This is a genomic window from Rathayibacter sp. SW19 (assembly GCF_030866825.1).
Classification (GTDB): domain Bacteria; phylum Actinomycetota; class Actinomycetes; order Actinomycetales; family Microbacteriaceae; genus Rathayibacter_A; species Rathayibacter_A soli.
On record NZ_CP133020.1, the window covers coordinates 858,604 to 884,051 of the forward strand.

Here is a 25,448-nt window from a genome sequence, read left to right on the forward strand (position 1 = left end):
CCGGCCTCCAGCCCGCGCGGTTACCCGCAGGTCTGCTCGTACAGTCGACAGCGCCAACCAATCCCGGCGAATGCGTGTTACTCGCCTTTGCGCAATCGCAGCATGCAACTCGTAGCGTGTGTAACCGGCACGCAGAGCCTCGTGGGCGTGTGCGATACCTTTGCGTTCGGGCTTGGCCAACCACTTCTGCAGTGGTTCCTTCTGTTCCATGACCAGCAGTCTCCCCGCTGGCGCAAGCCACGGGCCGGTATCCGGGCCGATCTGTGGAAAACTGCCCCTGTGTGAAGGGCCCGCCCAGCGTCGGTCCTGCAAAAATGCGGAGGGTTCAAAGGAGATAGTCGAGTTCGAAGGACGATTTCGGCCGAAGTCGCCATATAACTCGATTATCACCTTCAAATCCGGCGCGCACGGCAGCCGGCGCGCACGGCCGCCTGCGCGCTGCATTCTGTCTGCAGCAATTGCGGGCCGGTAGGCTGGCTTGCGGCGCCAGTACAGCAAGGGGACAGAATGAGTGATCCGTCGGATAGTGGCGTCGCGCCGCTGCCGGGCACTCAGCCGGGCGTGGAGCAGCAAGTCGCACCCCAGCAGAGGCCGCCACAGGCTGGGGCGCAAAATATGTCGCTTGAGGAATATGAACGGCAGACATACCCCGAGCCGTATGCCCAGCCCCAGCCCCAGCTCCAACCCCAACCCCAACCGTCGAAAAGGAAGCGCACCGGGCTCATCGTCGGGCTGGTCTCCGGCGGCGCACTCCTGTTGCTCATGATCGTCGCGGGCATCATCGGCGCGGTCGCGCTGTCAACGTCGCATTCTCCTGAACACCCCGTAACGGCATACCTGCACGCGCTGAAAAGCGGGAACGCATCAGAAGCGCTGCGTCTCAGCGGCGTGCACGCGACATCCGCAGATCTTCTGCTGACGGATGCCGCCTACCGCGCCTCCACCGACCACATCAGCACCTTCACGATCGGCACGACAACCACCGACGGCGATACCGCAACCGTGACCGCTCGACTGACGCAGGGCGCGCAGCACTATGAGCAGACCTTCACGCTTCAGAAAACGGGAACCGACCTGCTGCTCTTTCCCACCTGGCAGTTGCGGCCCGTGCAGCTGGGTGCTGTTCTCCTCCGCGTGAACGGCCCACCGGATGCCGCGCTGACCGTCGCCGGTATCGCCGCGCCTGCCGGCGCAACCGTGCAGCTTGTGGCGCTGCCGGGCACGTATCCGATCGCAGCGACGACCGCATCGAAGTGGTACACGCTGAACGACGCAAGTGCAACGGTGATCGGGTTCGGCGCTGCCGGCTCGCGGCCTGTGACGGTGACCGCAACCCTCACGCAGCAAGGCCTGGCGGCCGCGACGGATGCGGTCAATAACTACCTCGACGGATGCGCCGCAGCCGCCACCTTCATGCCACCGAACTGCCCGTTCGGTGCCACGGGCCAAGACCCTGCATACACGTACAGCAACGAGAAGTGGACGATTGATCCCCGCCCGACCATCGAGATCGGGGCGTGGCGTTCGGGCGGCTGGAGCGTGACAACGACGACACCCGGCGCCGCCACGTTCACCGCAGATGTCTCCAACGCCACAGGGCACGGCACGTCGAGCACCGATCCCATTCCGGTGCGGGTGGCCGGCTCCATCACGAAGATCGATGACTCCGGGGCAACGTTCTCGACGACGGTGGTTGAGCCGGCGACGGCGTGAGGGGGTCTCGATACGCCTGCTCGCTGCGCTCGCGGGCTACTCGACCAGCGGTGGCATGGGTACCGGTGGTCGAGTAACGTCGCGAGGAACGAGCGCCGTGTATCGAGACTGGGCTGGTTCGCACGCACGGGAGGGGGTCTCGATACGCCTGCTCGCTGCGCGAGCGGGCTACTCGACCAGCGGGGGGCGGTCAGCCAAAGTAGCTCAGAAGTGCTATTCTTTTTGGGTGTGCGCTTTGTCGCGCGCTCGTTCCGTGCCCGAAATCCGGATGCCCCGCATCCGTTCGATCCGGACCGCGTGCAGGCACGTACCGATCCATGTTGGGCGATCAGTCGCCCCCACGGCATACCATCCAGCGAACAGAATTCATTCTGAGATGCTGCCTGGTCAAGCAAGCAACACAAGCAACACACTGTCACCGTGCAGTTCATTTACAAGGAGTAAGTAGTGCCAACCATTCAGCAGTTGGTTCGGAAGGGTCGCACCCCCAAGGTCACGAAGACCAAGGCGCCTGCCCTGAAGTCCAACCCGCAGCAGCGCGGCGTTTGCACCCGCGTTTACACGACCACGCCCAAGAAGCCGAACTCGGCTCTGCGCAAGGTCGCTCGTGTCAAGCTCTCCAACGGCACCGAGGTCACCGCGTACATTCCCGGTGAGGGCCACAACCTGCAAGAGCACTCGATGGTGCTCGTTCGCGGCGGTCGTGTGAAAGACCTCCCCGGTGTTCGCTACAAGATCGTTCGCGGCGCACTGGACACCCAGGCCGTCAAGAACCGCAAGCAGGCTCGCAGCCGTTACGGCGCGAAGATGGAGAAGAAGTAATGCCTCGCAAGGGTCCCGCCCCGAAGCGTCCCGTTGTCGCTGACCCCGTCTACGGCGCGCCCATCGTCAGCCAGCTGGTCAACAAGATCCTGCTCGACGGCAAGAAGGGCCTCGCCGAGCGCATCGTCTACGGTGCACTTGAGGGCGTCTCTGCCAAGAACGGCCAGGATGCGATCGTCACGCTCAAGAAGGCGCTCGATAACGTGCGCCCCACCATTGAGGTCAAGAGCCGCCGCGTCGGTGGTTCGACCTACCAGGTGCCGATCGAGGTCAAGCCGCACCGTGCGAACACGCTCGCGCTGCGCTGGCTGACCAGCTATGCAAAGGCTCGTCGCGAGAAGACGATGACCGAGCGCCTCACCAACGAGATCCTGGACGCGTCCAACGGTCTCGGCGCCGCCGTCAAGCGTCGCGAAGACACGCACAAGATGGCCGAGTCGAACAAGGCCTTCGCACACTACCGCTGGTAATAACAACACAGCATCACAGCATCCCGTCGTTGGTCGAGTAACGAGCGCCAGCGAGTGTATCGAGACCTTCCCCCCGAGCTAAGGGGGTCTCGATACGCTCGTTCCTCGCTACTCGACCAACGAAGAACATCAACATCTTTCGTAAGGAATCCCCAAGTGGCACACGACGCGCTCACTGACCTGAGCAAGGTCCGCAATATCGGCATCATGGCGCACATCGATGCCGGCAAGACCACCACGACCGAGCGCATCCTGTTCTACACCGGCGTCAACCACAAGATCGGCGAAACCCACGACGGGGCATCGACGACCGACTGGATGGAGCAGGAACAGGAGCGCGGCATCACCATCACGTCTGCGGCCGTGACCTGTTTCTGGAACAAGAACCAGATCAACATCATCGACACCCCGGGCCACGTCGACTTCACAGTCGAGGTGGAGCGCTCGCTGCGCGTACTCGACGGCGCGGTCGCAGTGTTCGACGGCAAGGAGGGCGTTGAGCCCCAGTCCGAGACCGTCTGGCGCCAGGCCGACAAGTACGACGTTCCGCGCATCTGCTTCGTCAACAAGATGGACAAGCTCGGCGCCGACTTCTACTACACGGTCAGCACGATCGTCAGCCGCCTGGGCGCGAAGCCGCTCGTGCTGCAGTTGCCGATCGGTTCAGAGTCCGCGTTCACCGGCGTCGTCGACCTGGTCGAGATGCGCGCTCTCCTGTGGCCAGCAGACTCCAAGGGTGACACCACTCTCGGTGCCCACTACGAGGTGCACGAGATCCCGGCCGAGCTCGCCGAGAAGGCCGCCGAATACCGTCACAAGCTGCTCGAGACAGTCGCGGAGACCGACGACGCCCTGCTGGAGAAGTACTTCTCCGGCGAGGATCTGACGGTCGCCGAGATCAAGGGCGCCATCCGCAAGCTCACCGTCAACAGTGAGATCTACCCGGTGCTGTGCGGTTCCGCGTTCAAGAACCGCGGTGTGCAGCCGATGCTGGATGCCGTCATCGACTACCTTCCGTCGCCGCTCGACGTGCCCTCGATCGAGGCGCACGACGTGCGTGACGAGGAGAAGGTCATCCTGCGTCATGCGGATGCTTCGGAGCCGTTCGCTGCGCTCGCCTTCAAGGTTGCCGTGCACCCGTTCTTCGGTCGCCTAATCTACATTCGCGTGTACTCCGGTCACGTCGACTCAGGCGCCCAGGTGATCAACTCGACCAAGGGCAAGAAGGAGCGCATCGGCAAGATCTTCCAGATGCACGCCAACAAGGAGATCCCCGTCGCTGCGGTCACCGCCGGTCACATCTACGCCGTGATCGGTCTCAAGGACACCACGACGGGCGACACGCTGAGCGACCCGGCGAACCAGGTGGTGCTTGAGTCCATGACATTCCCCGAGCCGGTGATCGAAGTTGCGATCGAGCCGAAGACGAAGGCCGACCAGGAGAAGCTGGGTACAGCCATCCAGAAGTTGGCTGAAGAAGACCCGACGTTCCGCACCGAGCAGAACCAGGAAACCGGCCAGACCGTCATCAAGGGCATGGGCGAGCTTCACCTGGACATCCTGGTCGACCGCATGAAGCGGGAGTTCAACGTCGAGGCGAACGTCGGCAAGCCGCAGGTCGCTTACCGCGAGACGCTGAAGCGCATCGTCGAGAAATACGACTACACCCACAAGAAGCAGACCGGTGGCTCCGGTCAGTTCGCGAAGGTGCAGATCTCGCTCGAGCCGATGGCCGTGACGGCGGAGAAGTCGTACGAGTTCGAGAACAAGGTCTCCGGCGGTCGTGTTCCGCGCGAATACATCCCAGCGGTGGATTCGGGCATCCGCGATGCCATGCAGGTCGGCGTTCTCGCCGGCTACCCCACGGTCGGTGTCAAGGCGATACTGCTCGATGGGGCCTACCACGACGTCGACTCCTCGGAGATGGCGTTCAAGATCGCCGGATCGATGGCCTACAAAGAGGCCGCTCGCAAGGCGAACCCGGTTCTGCTCGAGCCGTTGATGGATGTCGAGGTGCGCACCCCTGAGGAATACATGGGCGACGTTATAGGCGACCTCAACTCGCGTCGTGGTCAGATCCAGTCCATGGAGGATGCGAGCGGAGTCAAGGTGATCCGTGCGCATGTTCCGCTGTCCGAGATGTTCGGTTACATCGGTGACCTGCGGTCACGGACCTCCGGCCGTGCGGTGTACTCGATGCAGTTCGCCAGCTACGCAGAGGTTCCGAAGGCCATCGCCGAGGAGATCGTGCAGAAGGCCAAGGGCGAGTAACCAAACCCGGAGCGGAGTCGGTCCCTGAGCGAAGCCGAAGGGCCCGTAACGAAACCCCCATTCCATCCCGTAACATAAATACACAATCCCCGTAGTCTGTTCTCTCGCACAACCATTGCGTCTGGATCGTCTACACGAGAGTCCTGAGGAGGACCACAGTGGCTAAGGCCAAGTTCGAGCGGACTAAGCCGCACGTCAACATCGGAACGATCGGTCACGTCGACCACGGAAAGACCACCCTGACCGCTGCGATCTCGAAGGTGCTTGCTGACAAGTACCCGTCGGCGATCAACGTTCAGCGTGACTTTGCGTCCATCGACTCCGCTCCTGAGGAGCGCCAGCGTGGCATCACGATCAACATCTCGCACGTCGAGTACGAGACTCCGAAGCGCCACTACGCGCACGTTGACGCCCCGGGGCACGCTGACTACATCAAGAACATGATCACCGGTGCCGCGCAGATGGACGGTGCGATCCTCGTGGTCGCCGCCACTGACGGCCCGATGGCTCAGACGCGTGAGCACGTTCTGCTCGCCAAGCAGGTCGGCGTGCCGTACCTGCTGGTCGCGCTGAACAAGTCCGATGCCGTTGACGACGAAGAGATCATGGAGCTCGTTGAGCTCGAGGTTCGCGAGCTGCTTTCCAGCCAGGGCTTCGACGGTGACAACGCTCCGGTCATCCAGGTCTCCGCACTGAAGGCCCTTGAGGGCGATGAGAAGTGGACCCAGTCCATCCTCGACCTCATGGATGCCGTCGACGAGTCCATCCCGGACCCGGTGCGCGACAAGGACAAGCCGTTCCTGATGCCGATCGAAGACGTCTTCACGATCACCGGTCGTGGAACCGTCGTCACGGGCCGCGCCGAGCGTGGCACGCTGAAGATCAACTCCGAGGTCGAGATCGTCGGCATCCGCCCGACGCAGAAGACCACGGTCACCGGTATCGAGATGTTCCACAAGCAGCTTGACGAGGCGTGGGCAGGCGAGAACTGTGGTCTGCTTCTTCGCGGCACCAAGCGCGAGGATGTCGAGCGCGGCCAGGTCGTCGTCAAGCCGGGTTCGGTGACCCCGCACACGCAGTTCGAGGGAACCGCGTACATCCTCTCCAAGGATGAGGGTGGCCGTCACAACCCGTTCTACGCGAACTACCGCCCGCAGTTCTACTTCCGCACCACCGACGTCACCGGCGTCATCACGCTGCCTGAGGGCACCGAGATGGTCATGCCTGGCGACACCACGGACATGACGGTCGAGCTGATCCAGCCGATCGCCATGGAAGAGGGCCTCGGCTTCGCGATCCGTGAGGGCGGCCGCACCGTCGGCGCCGGAACGGTGACCAAGGTCATCAAGTAGCACCTAGCCGGTGATCGAGTAGCTCGCGAAGCGAGCGTATCGAGATCCGGCCGTATCGAGATCCGCATGTAGTAGATCCATTAGAGGGGTCGAGCCGAAAGGCTCGGCCCCTTTTTTTGCGCGCCCGGCCGTCCGGGTGGTTGACGAGGCCGCGCGCGGCACTCTCGGTGATCGAGGAGGCCGCCCGCAGCACTCTCGGTGATCGAGTAGGCCGCCCGCGGCCGTATCGAGATCCACCCGTATCGAGATCCACGCACAGCGGTCCCGCAAGGGGTCGAGCCGAAAGGCTCGGCCCCTCTTTTTTGTGCCCGCGCCCCCCGCGGGCCGGGTCGTCCGCCCCGGCGACCCGTCGCATCCTCCCCGGCGACCCGTCGCATCCGCCCCGGCGACCCGTCGCATCCGCCCCGGCGACCCATCGCATCCGTATTCGACCCAGAACGGGGGGTAGCCAAAAGGCGAGAGATTCTCGAATTCACTGGAAGCCGAGCACTTCTCAACTTAGAATGAGAATACTTCAACATCCAAGACCCGAACGCGGAGGTGAAAGTGACTTCGTTGCGCCAATCGACCGTCAAGGTGCCGGCAGCAGCCGTTATGGCGTGGCAACGTGCATACGCGCGGCGCCTGCTCATCACGGACTTCGCCGTCATCGCCGTCTCGGTGTACCTTTCGCAGTTCATCCGGTTCAGCACCACCGGCCAGAAGTTGACGGTTCAGGCAAACGGCGACATCGCGATCGAACTCAACTATTCGCTGGTCTCCGCCGTCCTCGTGCTCGCGTGGTTCCTCTCCCTCGCCTTCTTCGCGTCTCGGCACCGCGCGTCTCTCGGATCGGGAGCAACAGAGTACAAGCGCGTAGCGGATGCCACGATCCGCGTCTTCGCTGTGCTCGCTGTTCTCGCGTTTCTGTCTCACTCTGAAGTCGCTCGCGGCTATCTGTTCGTCGCGTTCCCGCTCGGGCTCGGCCTGTTGCTCCTGTCACGGTGGCTGTGGCGCAATTGGTTGGCCCGCCGCCGGCGCATGTACGGCAGCTATTCGTATCGCGCGATCCTGATGGGGGAGCGTGGAAAGTCCATGCACGTCGCGGATCAGATCATGCGCGACGGCGGTGCAGGCATTGTGATCGTTGGCGCCGTCACCGAACGCGGAAGGACCGACCGGCCGCTCCTGACCGGCGTGCCTGTGCTGGGCGACTACGCCAGCCTGTCCAGGGTGCTCGGCGAAGTTCAGGCCGACACCGTCGTCTTCACCGGTGCTGACACGATCGACCCTCGCGGAATGCGCGAACTCGGATGGCAGCTGGCAGCCAGCTCGACGAACCTCATCGTCGCCCCGGCGTTGACGGATGTTGCCGGGCCGAGAATTCACGCTCGACCCGTTGCGGGGCTCCCGCTCATTCAAGTCGATTACCCGGAATTCGAGGGAGCAAGATACACCGCGAAGCGCGCATTCGACATCGTCATGTCGTTGATCGGGCTCGTCATTCTGAGCCCCGTGTTCCTGATCACGGCGATGCTCGTACGCCTCGATACCCCGGGACCGGCGTTCTTCACACAGGAGCGCGTCGGTGTCAACGGCAGGCGATTCCACATGGTGAAGTTCCGGTCGATGACAGCGGATGCCGAGGCCGGCCTGGCCTCGCTCGCCGGCCTTTCCGACGGCAACGGAATGCTCTTCAAGATGAAGTCAGACCCTCGCGTCACCCCGATCGGGGCCGTGCTGCGGCGCTACAGTCTCGACGAGCTCCCGCAACTCATCAATGTGTTGCGCGGCCACATGTCACTGGTCGGGCCTCGCCCGCCGCTCGCCTCTGAGGTCGAGCGATACGACGACTGGGCGCGTAGGCGACTGTTGGTGAAGCCGGGCATCACCGGACTCTGGCAGACCAGAGGTCGCTCGAGTCTGTCGTGGGACGACAGCGTACGATTCGACCTCTACTACGTCGAAAACTGGTCGCTGACCGGTGACATCATCATCCTGTACCGCACCATCAACGCCGTCGTTCAGGCGAAAGGCGCGTACTGATGGCGAAACTCGTCGCGACAGCTGAGCGCGTGGTGGCGCCTGAACGGGTGATTGCACCCGAGCGCGTGGTTGCACCCGAGCGTGTCAAGACGCCGGAACGCATCATCACGCCCGCACAACGCGTCGTCGCACCGGAGCGGGTCCGCCCGCCGGCATCCGCCCCCGCAGCGGAGCCCGTGATCGCGATCGCGCACGATTATCTGACCCAGCGCGGAGGCGCGGAGCGTGTCGTACTTGCCATGCTCAAGGCGTTCCCGAAGGCGAAGATCTACACGACCCTCTACGACCCGGATGGAACATTCCCCGAGTTCCGCGACGCGGACATCGTCGTCTCGCCCTTGAATCGCATCGGTGCTCTGCGCCGCCACCACCGTCGGGCGTTCCCGCTTCTTGCAATGGCCAGCTCGAGAATGCAGATCCCGGCGGATATTGTGCTCGCGTCCAGTAGTGGATGGGCGCACGGATTCCGCACCTCCGGCCGCACGATCGTGTACTGCCACACGCCGGCCCGGTGGCTCTATCTCACCGATCAATATCTGGGCGATGCGAAGCCGCTGTCGTTGCAGCGGATGGTGCTGCGGTTTCTGGCCCCGGCGCTGACCCGCTGGGATCACCGCGCCGCAGATCGGGCGGACCGCTACCTCGCCAATGCCAGCGGCGTGAGTGAACGCATCCGCCGGATCTACGGGCGGCATGCGCCCGTGGTGTTCCCGCCGCAGAGTGTGGACACTGAGGCTGCGCTCGAGCCGGTGCCGGACCTTACGCAGTTCGTAGACGGCGGCGAGTGCTTCTTGGTCGTGTCCCGCCTGCTGCCGTACAAGAACGTCGCGCAGGTGGTGGATGCGTTCCGCGAGACCTCCGGCCGCCGGTTGGTCATCGTTGGTGACGGGCCGATGCGGGACGCGTTGCTGCATGACCTTCCAGAGAATGTGCGACTCGTGTGCGGGGTGACTGACGCGCAGCTGCGCTGGCTGTACATGCGCAGCGCCGCCCTGCTTGCGCCATCCCACGAGGATCTGGGCCTGACCGTGCTAGAGGCTGCGGCGTGGGGTAAGCCCACGCTCGCACTCCACGCGGGCGGGTATCTGGACACGGTTGTCGACGGTGTGACCGGATGCTTCTTCCCGGCTCCAACCGCGGAAGCCGTTCGGCACGCGGTCCGCGAGTTCGATCCTGGCGCGTGGGATGCCGACGCCATTCGCGCACACGCCGCCCTGTTCTCAGAAGAGCAGTTTGCGGCGGCGCTCACGGAGCAGATCCGCGAGGTGCTCGGCCGACCTGCGCACTGAGCGCCCCGGTCGCTGAGCGAAGTCGAAGCGCCGGTCGGTCAGCGAAGGTCTCGGTCGCTGAGCGAAGTCGAAGCGCCGCCTCGCTCAGGACGTGGATTCAGTCGGCCGCGTTCCGTGCAGGCTCTCGTAGATGTCGCCGACGAACGTTTCCACATTGGTTGGTCCTGACTCGGGGCCACCAGCCAGCATCCCGTCAATTCCCAACAGCACCGCTGTGGGCACAGGCCAGTCCGCTATCGACTCTCGCACGTACCCGTTCGGGTCGTGCAATGACTGGGGCTCGCTCGTATCTGTCAGCGTGCTGTGCTCTGGACTGTCCTTCACAAGCACGCGCACATCCACCTCAGGAAGAGTCTCGCGGTAGTGCCCAATCCGTGCGATGACCTCTTCGCAGGCACCGCACGTGTCCGACACTGCCATCAGTAGGAGGGGCTTGCTGGAGGTGAGCGCACGCAGGTTTACCGTTGCGCCGTCGGCCAGAGTGACCGGCACAGCCGGTGTGCGGGTGCGAACGTAGTCGATCACTCCGTTTTCGTCGGGCATCTCAAGCGCCATTGCGGGCCGGGGGAGAGCCGCCTGCGCCACGCTGGGGCCTGCGGACCCCGGTGCCGGCCACACGATGAGCACGGCCGTGATGATCGCCACAACGGCTGCTGCAACCCACGCCCACTCGCCAACGCCGGCCGCGACGGCGCCACCGAAGAGCGGTGTCGTCCAGATTACGGCGGCCGCGGCAGCCGAAACGAGGGTGAGCCAGGTATTGCGCACGGCTGTCACCCGGGTCACCGGCTTACGGGCGCCGAAACACGCGCACTCGGCGGCCTCAGGTCGTCGCAACGCGATGATCACCACCCAGGTGTATGCCGCCATCAGTAGTACGCAGATGAGCGCGGCGAGTACTCCTAGCACGCCGCCCAGTACCGCGAGGGCTACGCCGAGTGCTAGTTCACCCCATGGATGCAGACGCAGCAACCACCGTTGTCTCAGCGCTGCCGGTATGCCGAGTTGCTGCCATCCGCTGAGGTCGTCCGGGTGCCGCAATTTACCGATACCGCTCGCGATCATCACGATAGCCATCGTCAATGGCAGGGCGATGGCGAAAGTTCCGAGCATTCTTCGATGTTACCGGCGTGTGTGCTTTTGCCGCAGCGGCTGCCCGTTTACAGACAGCACTTTCGCGTAGAACGCTGCATGGGCGGCTGCGACCTCGTGATCGTCGAGCAGTCCGGGCGTAGCAACCGCCGCAGCGCCCAAGCGTGCGCGCAACTCCGGCGCGGATGCCAGGCGGCTGAGCGCCGCAGACAACGACCGGATGTCTCGTGGCCTGGCCCGCAGTCCGTTCACGTCGTCTTCGACCCACTCGGTTGGGCCGCCTTCGTCTGCGACGATGGTCGGAACTCCGGCAGCGAGGTACTGCAGCACATTTTGCCCGAGCGGCTCGGGCCGGGTGGAGTAGTGCACTGCGACGTCCCAGGTCGCCAGCAGAGCAGGCACGTCGTCGACGTGTCCGAGGAAGTCCACGCGGTCGGCGACCCCCAACTGTTTCGCATTGAGGCGCAGCTGATCCTCGAAGTCGGTGTGCCCGAAAAGCGGAGCGCCCGCGAACTGCAACCTGGCGTTGCTGTCGCTGAGTGTCGCGGCGAAGGCATCCAGTAGAAAGTCCTGGCCCTTCCACGGATCGATGCGGGCAAGCATCCCGACCATGAGTGGTTCACCCTTGCCTCGAACGACCTTGCGGGCGTGAGCACGTGCTGGCACGTGAGTCAGCCCTGAAGCGCTAGGGATGACGGCTCTCACGGCGTCCGCACGAAGCCACGGCATGGCCGCCGCCAGTGTCGTTTGCGAGTTCGCGATCACACCGTCGGCGCGGGGGAGAACCAGCCGTGTCATGGTCGTGAGGCCGGAGCGGCCGAGGGCGTCAGCATCCGTCAGGTCGCGCAGGTGTACGACGAAGGAGACGCGGCGGGTGCGTGCTGCCAGTGCCCCGTATGCGGCGGCGCGGGCGGTGTTGGCGTCGATCAGGTCCGCGCTGCGGAACGCCGGATGCATCGCCACGGTGGCTGCCTGTGCCAGCAGTCGGGTGGTTGCGTCCAGGAGTACTCGCGTTCCGCTTGAGCTTGCGCCGGCTTTCTGGTCGACTCCGCAGAATCGGATGGGTATCGTCCCTGAGAGGGACTCATACGCGCCGAGGCCCTTCCCACCGGCTAGGAGCAGCAATGGCTGCCATGGCGGATCAGCGTGGAGCATGCGGGCAAGCGCATATTCGGCACCGCCAGCACTCGACGTGTGGTCGAGGTGCAAGACCCGCGGGCCGGGCAGTTCGGGCATACCTCGATCGAGCACGTCTCGGTGCTGGTCTGCGTGCGGGGTCACGCCCTATCTTTGCGCGCACCGGTCACGCTTGCAATTCGGGACTGCAGCTTCACCGGATCTTCGACCGTCTCAATGTAAGCGCGCTCTTCCGCGGCCGGCATCCCCATCAGCCAACGCGCAATGTGTGCCAAGGCCGGGACCTCCTCCGCGGCCATCTGGAGATATGTCTCCTCAGTCTCGCCTTCGGGGTCCACGATGTTCTTTGCGCCGTGCCCGCGATGACCCGCCAGCTCTCGCACGCGCTGCCGGAGCTCGTCGATCGAGTGAGAGGCGAATGACAGGCCGATCGCTTGCGCAGCCCGGGAGGCTTCGCGGATGGTGAATGCCCGTCGCAGCGCCGAAGGAACGCGGGCGACAATCTCATCTCGCTGACGCACCGTCGCCGTGAGGATAAGATCGGCATCTGCGGCCATCGTATCGGTCAGTTGCTGCGCTCGATGCTGCGAGCCGTCGGCGCCCAGAGCCGCCGCGATCTGCTGAGTGAACGCACCCATCTGGGCCCCGACGACGGCTGCCATCCCGGCACTCTGCACTGAGACGTGCCTGCGGACTCGTACGTCGAGATACCACTCTGCCCACCGTTCAAGCAGCACGGCCGCCAACGGGCTGCGGTGCAGATTGCCGGTGCACACGGTCAATATGCGAAATTGATCGGCCATGATGTCCCCCATGATCTCATCGCCAAAGGCATCCGTTCCTGTCGGTCGGTCGAAACACGACAGAATGGACCTGTCCGATTGTACCGGGAGGACTCATGAGAGTGCTGCGAATCTCGCACAGCGCGACCGTGCCCGCATGGCGCGGGCGCGAGCGGGCTCTGCGGGCGCGCGGCGTGACTCTCACGTTGTTGGCCGCCCGTCGTTGGCATGCCGGCGGTGCGCCGGTCGCCCTCGAACGCGACAATGCTGACGACGCCGTCCCGGTTGCGACCGTTGGACATCACCCCGCGTTGTTTTTGTACGATCCGCGGCCGCTCTGGGCTGCCCTGGGCCAGCAGTGGGACGTTATTGATATCCATGAGGAACCGTTCGCCCTCGCAACCGCAGAATTGCTGCTGCTGCGCGCCATGCGACGGAGCACAGCGCCGGTCGTGCTTTACACGGCGCAGAATATCACCAAACGCTACCCGGTCCCTTTCCGCTGGATGGAGCGGGCAGCACTGCGCACAGCGCGGGGCATCTCGGCCTGCAACGCGGAGGCCGCTGCCATCAGCGTCGCAAAGGGGTTCGCCGGACGACCGCGAGTGATCCCGTTGGGCGTCGATCTGGCCGAGTTCGAATCGACGAGCCAGGACACTGGCGACCCGGCACCAGTGCGTGAGAGCTCGAATGGCACCGGCGGGGCCCCGATCGCGGTCGGCTTCCTCGGCCGGCTGGTACCCGAAAAGGGACTCGGTGTACTCCTGCAGGCGGCTGCCGCGGAGCCGCGTCTGCACCTGCGCATCGCCGGCGTCGGCCCTATGGCGACTGCCATCGTAGCGGATGCTGCGCGGCTCGGTATCGCAAACCGCATCCAGTTGCTCGGTGCGGTCGCGCCCGAACAGGTGCCGGGTTTCTACCGATCGGTTGACGTGCTGGCGGTCCCTTCTGTGCCGACCGTGCGCTGGACAGAGCAGTTCGGTCGCGTCGCGATCGAAGCGATGGCATCCGGTGTGCCAGTCGTCTCGAGCGACGCAGGTGCGCTACCCGACGTCGTCGGGGGCGCGGGCATTGTCGTTCCCCAGGGAGACCCGATCGCGCTGCGCGCTGCACTAGTCGAAGCGGCAGGGCCGCAGCGTGAGCGGTTGCGTGCGGCGGGGTATCAACGGGCTCAGGAGTGCACGTGGGATGCTGTGGCAGACCAGTACGTCAACCTCTATCGGTCAGTCGCACGGCTGGCATCCGTTGGGGCGAATCGCGCCGCTCGGCTGAATCACGCCGCCGGAAGCACAGGTACCGAAAATCTCGATGCCGACAACTCCGCCGTCGAGAACCCCGGCGTCGAGATCATCGTGGTGGCATACGGAGCCGTCGGCCTGCTGCGTGCCGCGCTGGCTCCCGTCGCGCACCTCACGGTCACGGTGGTCGACAACTCGTCGCTGCCTGAGATCGCAGCTCTATGCACGGAACTCGGCGTGCGCTACGTCGATGCGGGGCGCAACGCCGGATTCGCCGCCGGTGTCAACCTCGCGCTGGCCGATCGGTTGGTCCCCGGCGCCGACGTCTTGCTGCTGAACCCGGATGCGCGGTTCACGCCCGACCAAGTCACTGTGCTCCAGAACGCGCTTCGCGCTGAGAACGATCTAGCAAGTGTCGGGCCCGCCCAACGCGACGACGACGGACGCTCCGCGCGAGTGGAATGGCCATTCCCGACCCCTGGCAACGCCTGGCTTGAGGCGGTCGGCCTCGGCCGCTTCCAAACCGGGGCACGCTACGCCATCGGGTCTGTGCTGCTGCTGCGTGCTGAGGCGCTCGACCAGGTCGGCGGGCTCGACGAGCGCTTCTTTCTGTATGCTGAAGAGGCGGATTGGGCGCAGCGTGCGAACCGGCTCGGCTGGCGGCACCGGGCGGTGCACGATGCGCACGCGGTGCACGTCGGCGCGGGCACGAGCGGCGACTCGCGGCGCCGCGACCTGCACTTCTTCGCGTCGCAGGAACGCTATTACCGCAAGCACTTCGGCGCGGCGGGCTGGCAGTGCGCCCGGAGCGCCGGCTGGTTCGGTGCCACCGTGCGCGGGATGCTGCTGCCCGGCGTTCGCCGTGCGCAAGCGTGGCGTCGTGCGGCGCTTTATGCGCGCGGCCCCGTACGCGCCGAGTCACGGCTGCCGGCGCCGCCCGCTCCGCGGAGCTACTGATGCGCATCGTGCAAATCGTGCCGTACATCGGAGCGGGCACCGGCGTCGCCGGCGTGGCGTGGAACCTGGAGAACGAATTCCGCGCCCTCGGCCACACCGTCGAATCGTTCACGATGGACGTTGCACGCACTCGGCCCCGGCGCCCCTGGCCCCGACGCGTGTTCTTCCGCGCGCTCGCGCTGTTCCGGCAAATGGTCTGGTTCTCAACGGTAGGCACGGTCCGTGCTCGTCGGTTCCTCGCGGCGCGCCCGGATGCCGTGTCGATCTGCCACAACGCGATCATGGCCGGTGATGTCTACGTGAATCACGGCGTCGTCGGTGCGGCGATGCGCGCTCGCGGCCGCGGCACCTGGCGGATGCTGCGCAACCCGACCCATGCGTTCACGTTCGTTCGCGACCTCATCCGGTATCGCAGCAACATTCACCGTGCGGTCGTCGCGCTCTCCACCTCAGAGGTCGAGACGCTGAATCGCGTGTACGGGCAGGTGCGACCGCCGGTCACCGTCATCCCGAACGGTGTCGATCTGGATCGGTACCATCCGCCGACGCAGAAAGAGCGCACGCATGCGCGGGCGCGATTCCGCCTGAACGACGAGGACAGGGTCGCCTTGTTCGTCGGCCATGAGTTCGATCGCAAGGGGCTGGACGTGGCCATCTCTGCCCTGACCCACGCCCCGACGGTGCTGTTGCTCGTCGCCGGCGGCAATATCCAGGCGATCGACAAGGCCCGCGGCCAGGCGGAGTCGCTGGGAGTGAGCGACCGGGTGATGTTCATGGGACCGCGCTCAGACCTGCCTCTATTTTTCGCGGCATCCGATCTGTTCGTTCTGCCAAGCGCTTACGAGGCCAACGCCCTCGTGGTGCTGGAGGCGCTCGCTGCCGGACTTCCGGTGATCGCCACCCGCGTCGGCTACGCCCCCGAGGTGATCGTGGACGGCCTCAATGGATATCTGGTCGACCGTGATGCGGCCCAGCTCGGCGACCGGTTCGAACAGATCGCCGCTGCCGGACGCGACGCGTTCGCCAGTCAGGCGCGAGCGAGCGCTGAAGCCCACGGCTGGAAGGCGACGGCTGAACGTTACATTGCGCTGCTCGAGCCCATTGCGGCTGCGCGCGGCGGCCATTCGGTGTCGGCGCCAGGGGCACCGTCGTGACGCCGCTGCGCGTTCTGCACGCTGTTCGCTCGGATGCATTCCAGGGCGTCGAACAGTTCGTTTTCCGGCTTGCCGTCGCACAGGCATCGCACGGTCACGTGGTGAGCGTGATCGGCGGCGCGGATGATCGCATGCGCGGGCCGCTCGAGCGTGCAGGCGTGCGGTATGAACCGGCCAGTCGAACGGGCGAGGTGATTGTTGCGATCCGTCGGCGCGGCCGGGAGGTCGACGTCGTCAACACTCACATGGTTGCAGCGGATGTCGCAGCCGTGGCAGCGCTGATGGGCCGGCGTGATCGGCCGGCGGTGGTGTCGACGCGGCACTTCACGCGGCAGCGCGGCCGGTTCCGTGCCTTGCCGCTCGACCTGTTCGTGCGAGGCACGGTGGACCGCGAACTTGCGATCAGCGAGGCCGTCGCAGCAGCCATCCGCGTTCCGAGCGTCGTCGTGCACACCGGGGTGGCGGATCGGCCCATTGCGCGCGTGCCGCGGGAACCCGTTGTCCTGATCGCACAGCGCTTGCAGCCGGAAAAGCGCACCGACGTGGCGTTGCGCGCGTTTGCATCCTCGGGGCTGGCACGCGAGGGATGGTCGCTGGACGTCGCGGGCGACGGTGCCGAAGCCAGCCAGCTTCGCGCGCTCGCCGACACCCTCGGTGTGAGCGGCCAGGTGAGCTTTCTCGGTTTCCGTTCGGATCTGCCCGAGCGGATGTCCCGGGCCGGCTTGCTGATCGCGCCGTGCCCGGTCGAGGGGCTGGGGTTGACGATTCTGGAGGCGATGGCATCCGGTCTCCCTGTGGTCGCAGCGGATGCCGCCGGCCACCGTGAGGTGCTCGACGGGCTCGATCCGCGCGCTCACTTCACGCCGAACGATGCCGACGCTGCAGCATCCGCGCTCCGCCTTTTCGCGGGCGACGCCGATGCGCGCGATGCGCTGGGCGCGGCCGGGCGCATCCGTCAGCGGGAGTTCTTCTCGGTTTCATCGCAGGTGGCGGGCACGGATGCCGTCTACCGCGCGGCCATCGAGGCACGCGCGGCCCGGAGTGGGGGCGTGCGGAACGGAGCAGGGCGATGACGGACCTCGTCGTGATCTCGCTGGAAGCGTGGGATGGGGTGTGGCGGCGCAACCAGCACCTGATCTCGCGCCTGCTGACCGGTGACCCGGAACTGCGGGTGCTCTTCATCGAGCCGTCGGCCGACCCACTGCATGAGCTGCGATCCGGCCGACGGGCCGCCCTCGGGCGGAGTGTGCGCGAGCGCGGTGACGTGCAACCGCGGTTGTGGACGTTGCGCCCGTTAAAGCTGCTGCCTCGAAAGATCGACCGGGGCGCCGACCGCCGATTCGCCCGCGCAGTGCAGCGCGCGGCGAGCAGCCTGGGGATGACCGACCCGGTGCTGTGGGTCAACGACCCTGGGGCAGCCGAGGTGTCCCGGGTGACCGGCTGGCCGACACTGTATGACATCACAGACGATTGGGCGGTCGCAGATCGACCGGATCGCATCCGTCGGCGGGTCGTCGGTGGCGAACAGTATTTGCTGCACCATGCGACCCAGGTCGTGGCATGTTCGGCTGAACTGGTGCGACGCAAGACCCCGGACCGACCCGCTGAACTTGCTCCGATCGTTCTCGTTCCGAACGGCGTGGATGTGGAGCTCTACCGGCGGCCGGCTGCGCGCCCCGCTGATCTGCCGGCAGGCAAAGTCGCTGTGTATGTCGGCACGTTGCACGGCGATCGACTCGATGTCGAGTTGTGCGTGCGGACAGCGCGCGCGCTCGCCGGCGACGCTACGATCGTGCTTGTCGGGCCGGACGCTCTAGGCGAGTCTGATACCCGTCGGCTGCGCGAGGCGGGCGCAGTTCTGCTTGGGGCCAAACCGCACGAGCAGGTGCCCGCCTACCTGCAGCACGCGGACGTGCTGCTCGTGCCGCACCTCGTGAGCGACTTCACGGAGAGCCTCGACCCGATCAAGCTCTACGAGTACCAGGCTGTCGGCCGACCTGTCGTGTCGTCTCCGGTCGCGGGGTTCCGCGATGCCGCGGGCGAGGGCATTGTCATCGTGGGAGCTGCGAAGTTCGCTCACGCTGTATCTACTTCACTCCATTCACCGGTACCGTGTCGTTCCCGCGGGCCAGAGGCCGTCGCGGACTGGTCGACCCGAGCGGGCGCGATCGGCGGAGTGCTTAAGCGAATCGGTCATGAATGAACCACGCTCATAAGGAGCCTCAGCTTCTTTGAGCGGAGCGGGTTGGCGCCTACGGAGTTGACACTCACAAAGTGAACGCCCTTCCCATGCAACAGAGGAAGGGCGTTCTCAAATCTGCGATCAGTTCTACGGGCAGGCGCAGGTCGGCGGAGTAGAAGGAATGGTGATATCCACCACGATCGGCGAGTGATCGTGGTCGGACCCGTCAGCCATGTGACCCCAGGTGACGCTGAAGTCAAACTGGCAGGCCTGGTTTGCACTGTTGGTCGCGTTAGCCACAAACGTGACGTTGATCGTCTGCCCGGGGGTAACCGTGATCGGGAGCGCCGGGTTGGTCGTTGGCGAGGTGATGTTGGCACAGGTGTTGTTGGTGATCGCGATGCCCGTGATATAGATGGTCTTCGTCGGGTCCGGGTTCTTGATGGTCGCGGGCACCTGATAGCCCTTGGGCGGTAGCGTCTTGCATGAAGACCCTGGCAACTTGCACGCCGCGCCTGCTGTGATGATCGGCGGAGTACCTGACGACGCGTACGCCGGTGCGGCCGTGGCCATTGCGATGACGGGCACCGCCCACGCCGCAGCCTTCGCGACGCTCCGACGGCTGATTGTGTGAGGCTCGGTTGCGCCGAGCTCTTCGTTTTCACTCATGGTTCGAGCCTCCAATAATTGACGGCTGACGCGTGTCGGCCGAGATCCGCGTGCAACGGGCACCCCTAATGCTGTATCCCCACGTAATGCTAAACATACCGGACCGGGCGCCGTACGTCGAGTTTATCTCACTTATCCGCGCAGTGTTGCCCGAATTTCGGAATGTAAGATCGTGCAGACGACGTGCACCCGAGGGCTTTGCCGAACGCACGCGGCAGAGATGAGGAGTTCATGGCGAGGGTTTCGAAGCGCGAAACGCTGCGCGCGCAGCTTGCGCTGGTGTTGCGGATGGCGGGGGCGAAGCCGTTTCGATGGATTGCCGGCACCGTCGCGGTCTCGGTTATTTTGGCCGGGCTTGACACGCTCGGCGTTGCGGCGATGGTGCCTCTGATGCAACTCACGACTGGCGTGTCCACAAATAGCGGCTCGCTGGGTATCATCTCCGGCATCCTCGGCACCGATTCGGTACAAGTACTGCTTCCAGTTGTGGCAGGGTTCGTCGCCGGCGTCTTCATTTTCAAGAGCCTCTGCGTGATTGCGTTTCGCTGGTGGATTCTCGGTCGTACTACCCGCGTCTCGGCGCTCTCGTCTGTCGAATTGATGCGCCGCTATGTACTTGCGCCGTACCCGGAGCATCGTTCGCGCCGATTGAGTGAGCTGTATCGCAACATCAATGAATCGACCAACCAAGCGGCCAGCGTGCTTCTTGCCGTGGTGAGCATGTTCTCGGATGCAGTCGTTCTCGTGGCCATCGTTGGTGTGCTCGCGGTTGCTTCGCCGGTCGTGACGCTCTTTACGGTCGTGCTTTTCGGATTCTTCGTGTTCGGTGTCCAGCGTCTGCTGCGCCCGCGACAACGGCGCATCGGGGAGGAGATTGCGGGCGCGGGCCTCGTCGCGTGGCAGTTTCTCATGCCGAGCCTCGAGGGCTTCCGAGAAGTGCGCCTCACCTCCAGCACCGGAAGATTCGTTGACGGATTCAAGACGGCGCGACTGCGTTCCGCCCGCGCGAACCGGCAAATGGGGATCGTCTCCGATGCGCCACGGTATCTACTCGAGGTCGGGTTCGTGCTGGCCATCCTCGGGATCTCCGTCATCTTGTTCACAACGGAAACGAGGGAACAGGCGCTTGTCATCCTCGGTATTTTCGCGGCAGCTTCTGTTCGCGCGCTGCCCACAATGACTCGGATCAGCGCTAATCTCGCAACGATGCGAATCGGACAGGCAGGTCTGCACATCATGTCGGATGCCGTCGTCGAGCTCGATGCCACGGGAACGTACGTTGAAGCACCGCGCGGCAAGGATGAGTATTTCGGCGACATAGCGCTCAAACAGGTCGTATTCCAGTATCCGGACGGTGATAGACCGGTGCTCGACGGGGTATCCCTTGTGATTAGACAGAACGAGACAACGGCCTTCGTCGGCTCGAGTGGAGCGGGCAAGAGCACGCTGCTCGACCTCGTGTTGGGCTTGCTGGAACCGTCAGCAGGCTCAATCGAATGCGGCGGCCGGTCGATAACCGACGATCCCGCAATGTGGTATCGCGGGCTCGGCGTCGTGCCCCAGGACGTCTTTCTGGTTCACGACACGATGATGGCGAACATTGCATTCGGCGTACCTGTGCAAGACATCGACCGGCGACGGGTGGTTCAGGTCATCGAGATGGCCCGACTGGATGACCTGGTAGCTGAGCTGCCGGAGGGACTCGAGACCATTGTCGGAGAGCGCGGCGTGCGACTTTCGGGCGGGCAGCGTCAACGCCTTGGGCTTGCGCGAGCACTCTACCGTCGACCCCGCGTCCTGGTCCTGGACGAAGCGACATCTGCGCTCGACAATCTCACCGAGCACGAAATCGCTGAGACCCTTGCCCACCTGCAAGGCAGCATGACGATACTCATCGTGGCGCACCGTCTCTCTACCGTGCGACATGCCGACACGCTCGTGTTCTTGAAGGACGGGCGAATCGACGCGCAGGGTACCTTCAGCGACGTTCGGGGCCTGAGCGACGACTTTGCCCATCTTGTCGAACTCGGTCGTCTCGAGTGATTGAGTGATCGAGTGCGGCCACGGCTCGCTCACCGCGTAGCCTCTCGTTAGCTGAAGTTCGCCTGCTCAGGGCTCCAATCCAGCGAATTGCGGCAATCGAGTCAACCGGAACCGCGCAAACGGCGATGGCGCGAACGGAGCCATGGCCGCCCTCCGGAGTGGATTCGCTGCCCGCCGCCAGCGACGCAACTCGCTGCCCCTGTCCCTGGAGCTCGCATAGCCGGACACGACGCTCTTTTCTTGCATCTGCTCCTCAGTGCGAACCCAGCTCAACTGGAGGATGGCCTGCTCGCAAGGGATCACTGCGTGTACGCGGGCAGCGCGACTGTGCGCTGGATCGTTGCTCCACGGGCTGATATCAACGCGGTAGAGAGGAGCCTGTGCGGCTTCCCGCGCGTGCGTGAGCGTCGTTCCTGCGGCGACAAGAATCGGGCCGGGAAATCCTGCCTGCGTCGTCCACCATCGCGCGCAACGCTCGAGAAATCGGCGATCGTTCGTCCGCGCGTAGAACATGCGAGCTCGGAACTCGAGAGCTCTTGCCCGACGGGCCGCGGCGGCCCCAAGATGCTGGATCACCACTCCCATATTGGGGATGATTTCGTCTGTGCCGAGCTGCACGACCCAGTCGGCGCCTTCCGATGCGGCGTTGAGGGCGTCTTGCCGTTGCGCCGTTTCAACAGCCAGCACGTGCTGGTCGTTCGCGCGGAAATGGTTCCCGGGCAGCAGGAATACTATGTCATCTGGATCGGCGGCAGAGACGCGCCGCAGAGACTGGTCGACAGACAGGGGCGCGCCGCTCAAGGAACGCCCACTCGCATCGCAGGACACGACGGTGCGCGAAACCGAGTCGTAGTACTAAGCGATGCATTGCTCGATCCATGCCGGATCGCTGGCAAGAACGTATGCGTTCAGCCTCATGGTCTCTCCCGCGGAAGCAGGCGATCGATCTTCGCGCGGGCCCGAACTGCAGCGATGAACCCCGCACCGGTTCCGACCAAATCAACGGCGCACCGAGTTGTACCTCCAGCAAGCCCTCTGGCCCGGGCAGTGAGCCCATGACGCCTGCGTGCCTGCCGCATACCCTCACGAGCCTCACCGAACGCGTAACGCACAGCCGTGCGGGTGTATCTGCGCACATGAGGATCGCGCCAGCCCAGAGTTGTTGTAAGCAGGACTACGTGATTGCGTGCGCCAAAATACCGATAGCGCGAATCGAATCGGCGCCCGCGCGCGTAGTTTCCTGCAACGTGCCGCACAACGGCAAACGGGGTATACACGATGCGGCCACCCCGTCGACGCAATCGCAGCGCCATGTCGGATTCCTCGCGGAGGCAGGTGCCCGGATACAGGTCTCGAATACCGCCGATCGCGCGGAGCGCGTCGAGACGAGCGGACATGTTCGCGCCTAGCATGTGGTCGACCTCGATAACCTTGCCCGGATTGGCGGCGAAGAACCCGGTTAGCCGCCCATCGGGAAGCAGCAGGCCGATCTCGCCAATGCCTTCATCGGCTTCACCGGGTTGTCCATTGAGCGCTCGCCCGCCGACCGCCACGACGTCGGAATCCGCGTACGGTTCGAGCAGTTTCTCCAGCCAGGTTGGTTGCGCGAAGGCGTCGTCGTCAAGGAACGCCACGACATCTTCCGCAATGTCTGCAATTCCGATTGCTCGCGACGTTGCCGTTGTTCCCACGCCGTGGTCGTTACGCCGGTATTCGACGCCAGGGAACTCTCGCACAACATCGGCGGTCTTCGTGTCCGGTGATGAATCGACAACGATGATCCGTGCAGGCCGGGTCGTCTGCTGCAAGAGGTGCTCAAGGCACGTGCGCACGTAGTCGGGTCGCCTGTAGGTAACAACGACAACACTGGCCGTTGGAACTCCCAGCGGCTGCGGGCCGCTCAACAGTATCCTCGCATGGCCTTCATGGTATCGGAACGCCCCAAGCGGGCTGGACCCTTGAGCTAGCATCAGAACGTGCGCGTCGCGATGTCGTCCTTCAAATTCAATCATCAGGGGGGCATCGAACGAGCGTCGTATGAGCTGGCCAGAGAGCTCGGCGTTCTGGGCGACGACGTCACCCTTGTCGCGAACGCGGTTGATCCTCCTGTTGAGCCCCCGCTGACGTGGCATCCGGTGCCGATGCCCGCTATTCCCGGATTCATGGTCCCTGCGGTGTATCCGTCGCGGGCGACGCGCAGCCTGGGCACGGAGCGCTTCGACATACTGCACAATCAAGGCGGTTGCGCGTTGCGCCGACAAGATGTCATCACCGCGCACAGTTGCCACCGCGCGTGGTGGGCGATGAAATTCCGCCAGGGTGAGGCCGCACGGGCACTCCTGAATCCGCGACACCGTGCGGTGCTGCACGTGGAGAAGGCGAATTATCGTCCAGGCGCATTCGCTCGAGTGATCGCGGTATCCGCCGGCGTCGGTCGTGAACTCACGAAGTATTACAACGTGCCGCCGGAACGCATCCGCGTCATTCCGAATGCTGTCGACGTGGCGAAATTCCAGCGCCGGGACGCCGCGGCGCAACGTGCGCGCATCCGGAATCTTCATGGGATCGGCTCCGAGGACGCCGTGCTGTTATGGGTGGGCAAGGAGTTTCGGCGCAAAGGTCTGGAGCCGTTGATCGCCGCGCTGCCCGCTCTTCCCCCGTCGGCGAAGGCGCTCGTGGTCGGCGGTGACAACCAAGCCCCATATCGTGCTCTGGCGGAGCGGTTGGGTGTTGCCGATCGCGTGATATTCGCCGGGCATTCAACGCGGGTGGAGGACTACTTCGCGGCAGGTGACCTGTTCGTGTTCCCCACCCTCTACGAAGCGTTCGCGCTGGTGACGCTGGAAGCAGCGGCCGCCGGGCTCCCTCTGGTGACGACGAAGGTCAACGGCACGGAGGACTTCGTCATCGACGGCCAGAATGGGCTGTTCATCGAGCGCAGCGCTGACTCCATTGCCGCTGCGGTCACCCCGCTTGTCACAGATCCGGAACGACGGCGACGCATGAGCGAAGCTGCGCGTGATGCCGTGTCCGGCTACACCTGGGCGTCGGTGGCTGCGCGCACGCGAGTCGTGTATCACGAAGTGCTTGCCGAGCGCGCCGCAGCAGCGAACGAGGGTCAGTAGTATCGGGCGTAGCGTCGAAAAAGGAGCGAACATGGCCGGCCAGGGTGTGCCGCGGCTGACCATCGCAACGATTGTCACGTCGACGCCGATGGGCGCCGAGCGCTATCAAGGGCAGATCATCGATCGCGCGACAGGTGCCCTTCACGAGACCGATAACCGTGACTGGCGGATGCGCCATCTCGCGTTTCGATCGTTGCGTGCGCCACTGCCTGGAAATCGGCGGTTGCCGATGGCGTGGGTCACGGGTGCTCCCGCGAGCGTTCGCCGTGGGCTCGGGCGGATGCTGTACCAGGGCTATGCGGTGACGCACCGGATGAACCTGGAGCTTCCGCCTGCGCCGCACGGAGACGTGATCACACTGCACGACGTTGTGGCGTGGCGGTTTCCAGACGAATCGGCGCCGGTTCCCGCTGCGGCGGAAGAAGCGCGGCGTGCGGCTGCTGTGATCTGTGTATCCGAATTCAGCGCCCAGGAGGCTGTCGATCTCCTCGGTATCAAAGAGCCGATTGTCGTGCATAACGGCGTGGGCGAGCGGTTCTTTGATGCTCACCCGCTCGATGAGGCGCAACGGCTCGAGCTTGGCATTGGGCCGCATTATGTCCTCCACGCGGGGGGTGCTGCGCTGCGGAAGAACCTCGAAGCGCTCGCCGAGGCATGGCCCGTTATCCACAAGGCACGCCCCAACCTCGAACTCGTGCTTGCGGGGCCGCCGCATTCGCGTCGAACTGAGCTGTTTCAGAAGTTGCCGCAGACACGACTTATCGGTCGAGTGCCCGATGAGGTGGTGCCCGGGCTTGTTGCGGCGGCCGCTGCGGTCGTCGTGCCATCGCTCTACGAAGGATTCGGGTTGCCAGTGCTTGAGGCGATGGCGGCCGGTACGCCCGTCGTCGCCGCCGCCACGAGCAGCCTGCCCGAGGTAGCTGGTGACGCGGCACTCCTCGTCGAACCGACCGGTACAGCGATCGCTGACGGTGTCATAGCTGTCACCGCCGACGATCCGGCCATTGCGGCACTCGTTCGTGCGGGCCGTGAACGGGCGCAGCAGTTTACGTGGGAGCGATCGGCGCGCGCTCATGCCCGGGTGTGGGCATCCGTGGCTTGACGACTGCGTGCGGTGGCGCCTGGTA

Annotated in this window: 20 protein-coding genes; 14 read left to right on the top strand and 6 right to left on the bottom strand. The window is 64.6% G+C overall.

All coding sequences use genetic code 11. The features are described from left to right. Window positions 1–507 precede the first annotated feature (507 nt). The 7 genes from QU604_RS03875 to QU604_RS03905 all read left to right on the top strand — a co-directional run bounded on the left by QU604_RS03875 (window position 508) and on the right by QU604_RS03905 (window position 9,942). A complete protein-coding gene (locus tag QU604_RS03875) occupies window positions 508–1,713 on the top strand; it encodes a hypothetical protein (protein ID WP_308467480.1) in 1,206 nt (401 codons plus the stop codon). Between the two features lie 447 nt (window positions 1,714–2,160). Continuing rightward, the gene (gene rpsL / locus QU604_RS03880) at window positions 2,161–2,535 is read left to right on the top strand and encodes a 30S ribosomal protein S12 (RefSeq protein WP_055913929.1); all 375 of its coding nucleotides are present in this window, start codon (window positions 2,161–2,163) and stop codon (window positions 2,533–2,535) included. Then, complete coding sequence (gene rpsG, locus QU604_RS03885; protein ID WP_308467481.1) at window positions 2,535–3,005, top strand: 30S ribosomal protein S7; 471 nt, start codon at window positions 2,535–2,537, stop codon at window positions 3,003–3,005. The genes rpsL and rpsG overlap by 1 nt, the downstream gene beginning before the upstream one ends. A 156-nt stretch (window positions 3,006–3,161) precedes the next feature. Next, window positions 3,162–5,276 carry an elongation factor G gene (gene fusA, locus QU604_RS03890; RefSeq protein ID WP_308467482.1) on the top strand — a complete coding sequence of 705 codons (2,115 nt, stop codon included), beginning with the start codon at window positions 3,162–3,164 and terminating at the stop codon, window positions 5,274–5,276. Between the two features lie 158 nt (window positions 5,277–5,434). Next, the gene (gene tuf / locus QU604_RS03895) at window positions 5,435–6,628 is read left to right on the top strand and encodes an elongation factor Tu (RefSeq protein WP_308467483.1); all 1,194 of its coding nucleotides are present in this window, start codon (window positions 5,435–5,437) and stop codon (window positions 6,626–6,628) included. 546 nt (window positions 6,629–7,174) lie between these two features. Then, window positions 7,175–8,653, top strand: a complete 1,479-nt coding sequence (locus QU604_RS03900; RefSeq protein WP_308467484.1) for a sugar transferase — start codon at window positions 7,175–7,177, stop codon at window positions 8,651–8,653. Beyond that, window positions 8,653–9,942 carry a glycosyltransferase gene (locus tag QU604_RS03905; protein WP_308467485.1) on the top strand — a complete coding sequence of 430 codons (1,290 nt, stop codon included), beginning with the start codon at window positions 8,653–8,655 and terminating at the stop codon, window positions 9,940–9,942. Before QU604_RS03900 ends, QU604_RS03905 begins: the two co-directional genes overlap by 1 nt. Before the next feature lie 84 nt (window positions 9,943–10,026). Here the strand turns inward: QU604_RS03905 and QU604_RS03910 are convergent, their stop codons facing one another. Genes QU604_RS03910 through QU604_RS03920 form a run of 3 tightly spaced genes read right to left on the bottom strand, consistent with a single transcriptional unit; the run spans window position 10,027 to window position 12,974 of the window. After that, window positions 10,027–11,055 (bottom strand): DoxX family protein, encoded by a 1,029-nt coding sequence (locus QU604_RS03910; protein WP_308467486.1) that lies wholly within the window; start codon window positions 11,053–11,055, stop codon window positions 10,027–10,029. Window positions 11,056–11,064: 9 nt separating this feature from the next. Further along, window positions 11,065–12,315, bottom strand: a complete 1,251-nt coding sequence (locus tag QU604_RS03915) for a glycosyltransferase family 4 protein (RefSeq protein WP_308467487.1) — start codon at window positions 12,313–12,315, stop codon at window positions 11,065–11,067. Further along, window positions 12,312–12,974 carry an arsenate reductase/protein-tyrosine-phosphatase family protein gene (locus QU604_RS03920; protein ID WP_308467488.1) on the bottom strand — a complete coding sequence of 221 codons (663 nt, stop codon included), beginning with the start codon at window positions 12,972–12,974 and terminating at the stop codon, window positions 12,312–12,314. Before QU604_RS03920 ends, QU604_RS03915 begins: the two co-directional genes overlap by 4 nt. A gap of 95 nt (window positions 12,975–13,069) precedes the next feature. Here QU604_RS03920 and QU604_RS03925 point away from each other — a divergent pair, with 95 nt between their 5' ends. Genes QU604_RS03925 through QU604_RS03940 form a run of 4 tightly spaced genes read left to right on the top strand, consistent with a single transcriptional unit; the run spans window position 13,070 to window position 18,505 of the window. Next, entirely contained in the window at window positions 13,070–15,148 is a 2,079-nt protein-coding gene (locus QU604_RS03925; RefSeq protein WP_308467489.1) for a glycosyltransferase, read from the top strand. Continuing rightward, complete coding sequence (locus QU604_RS03930; protein ID WP_308467490.1) at window positions 15,148–16,302, top strand: glycosyltransferase family 4 protein; 1,155 nt, start codon at window positions 15,148–15,150, stop codon at window positions 16,300–16,302. Before QU604_RS03925 ends, QU604_RS03930 begins: the two co-directional genes overlap by 1 nt. Next, window positions 16,299–17,375, top strand: a complete 1,077-nt coding sequence (locus QU604_RS03935; RefSeq protein ID WP_308467491.1) for a glycosyltransferase family 4 protein — start codon at window positions 16,299–16,301, stop codon at window positions 17,373–17,375. The genes QU604_RS03930 and QU604_RS03935 overlap by 4 nt, the downstream gene beginning before the upstream one ends. After that, window positions 17,372–18,505 carry a glycosyltransferase gene (locus QU604_RS03940; RefSeq protein ID WP_308467492.1) on the top strand — a complete coding sequence of 378 codons (1,134 nt, stop codon included), beginning with the start codon at window positions 17,372–17,374 and terminating at the stop codon, window positions 18,503–18,505. The genes QU604_RS03935 and QU604_RS03940 overlap by 4 nt, the downstream gene beginning before the upstream one ends. A gap of 126 nt (window positions 18,506–18,631) precedes the next feature. Here QU604_RS03940 and QU604_RS03945 read toward each other — a convergent pair whose 3' ends face one another. Next, window positions 18,632–19,153, bottom strand: coding sequence for a hypothetical protein (locus QU604_RS03945; RefSeq protein WP_308467493.1), 522 nt, complete (start codon window positions 19,151–19,153; stop codon window positions 18,632–18,634). Between the two features lie 231 nt (window positions 19,154–19,384). Here QU604_RS03945 and QU604_RS03950 point away from each other — a divergent pair, with 231 nt between their 5' ends. Beyond that, window positions 19,385–21,196 (top strand): ABC transporter ATP-binding protein, encoded by a 1,812-nt coding sequence (locus tag QU604_RS03950; RefSeq protein WP_308467494.1) that lies wholly within the window; start codon window positions 19,385–19,387, stop codon window positions 21,194–21,196. Between the two features lie 66 nt (window positions 21,197–21,262). On the opposite strand, the gene QU604_RS03955 is transcribed toward QU604_RS03950, so the two are convergent. Beyond that, entirely contained in the window at window positions 21,263–21,997 is a 735-nt protein-coding gene (locus QU604_RS03955) for a hypothetical protein (RefSeq protein WP_308467495.1), read from the bottom strand. 113 nt (window positions 21,998–22,110) lie between these two features. After that, window positions 22,111–23,100: a glycosyltransferase family 2 protein gene (locus QU604_RS03960; protein WP_308467496.1), complete on the bottom strand. Its 990-nt coding sequence runs from the start codon at window positions 23,098–23,100 to the stop codon at window positions 22,111–22,113. Window positions 23,101–23,172: 72 nt separating this feature from the next. Here QU604_RS03960 and QU604_RS03965 point away from each other — a divergent pair, with 72 nt between their 5' ends. Beyond that, window positions 23,173–24,321, top strand: a complete 1,149-nt coding sequence (locus QU604_RS03965; RefSeq protein ID WP_308467497.1) for a glycosyltransferase family 4 protein — start codon at window positions 23,173–23,175, stop codon at window positions 24,319–24,321. A gap of 31 nt (window positions 24,322–24,352) precedes the next feature. Continuing rightward, the gene (locus QU604_RS03970; RefSeq protein WP_308467498.1) at window positions 24,353–25,423 is read left to right on the top strand and encodes a glycosyltransferase family 4 protein; all 1,071 of its coding nucleotides are present in this window, start codon (window positions 24,353–24,355) and stop codon (window positions 25,421–25,423) included. Window positions 25,424–25,448: the final 25 nt, after the last annotated feature.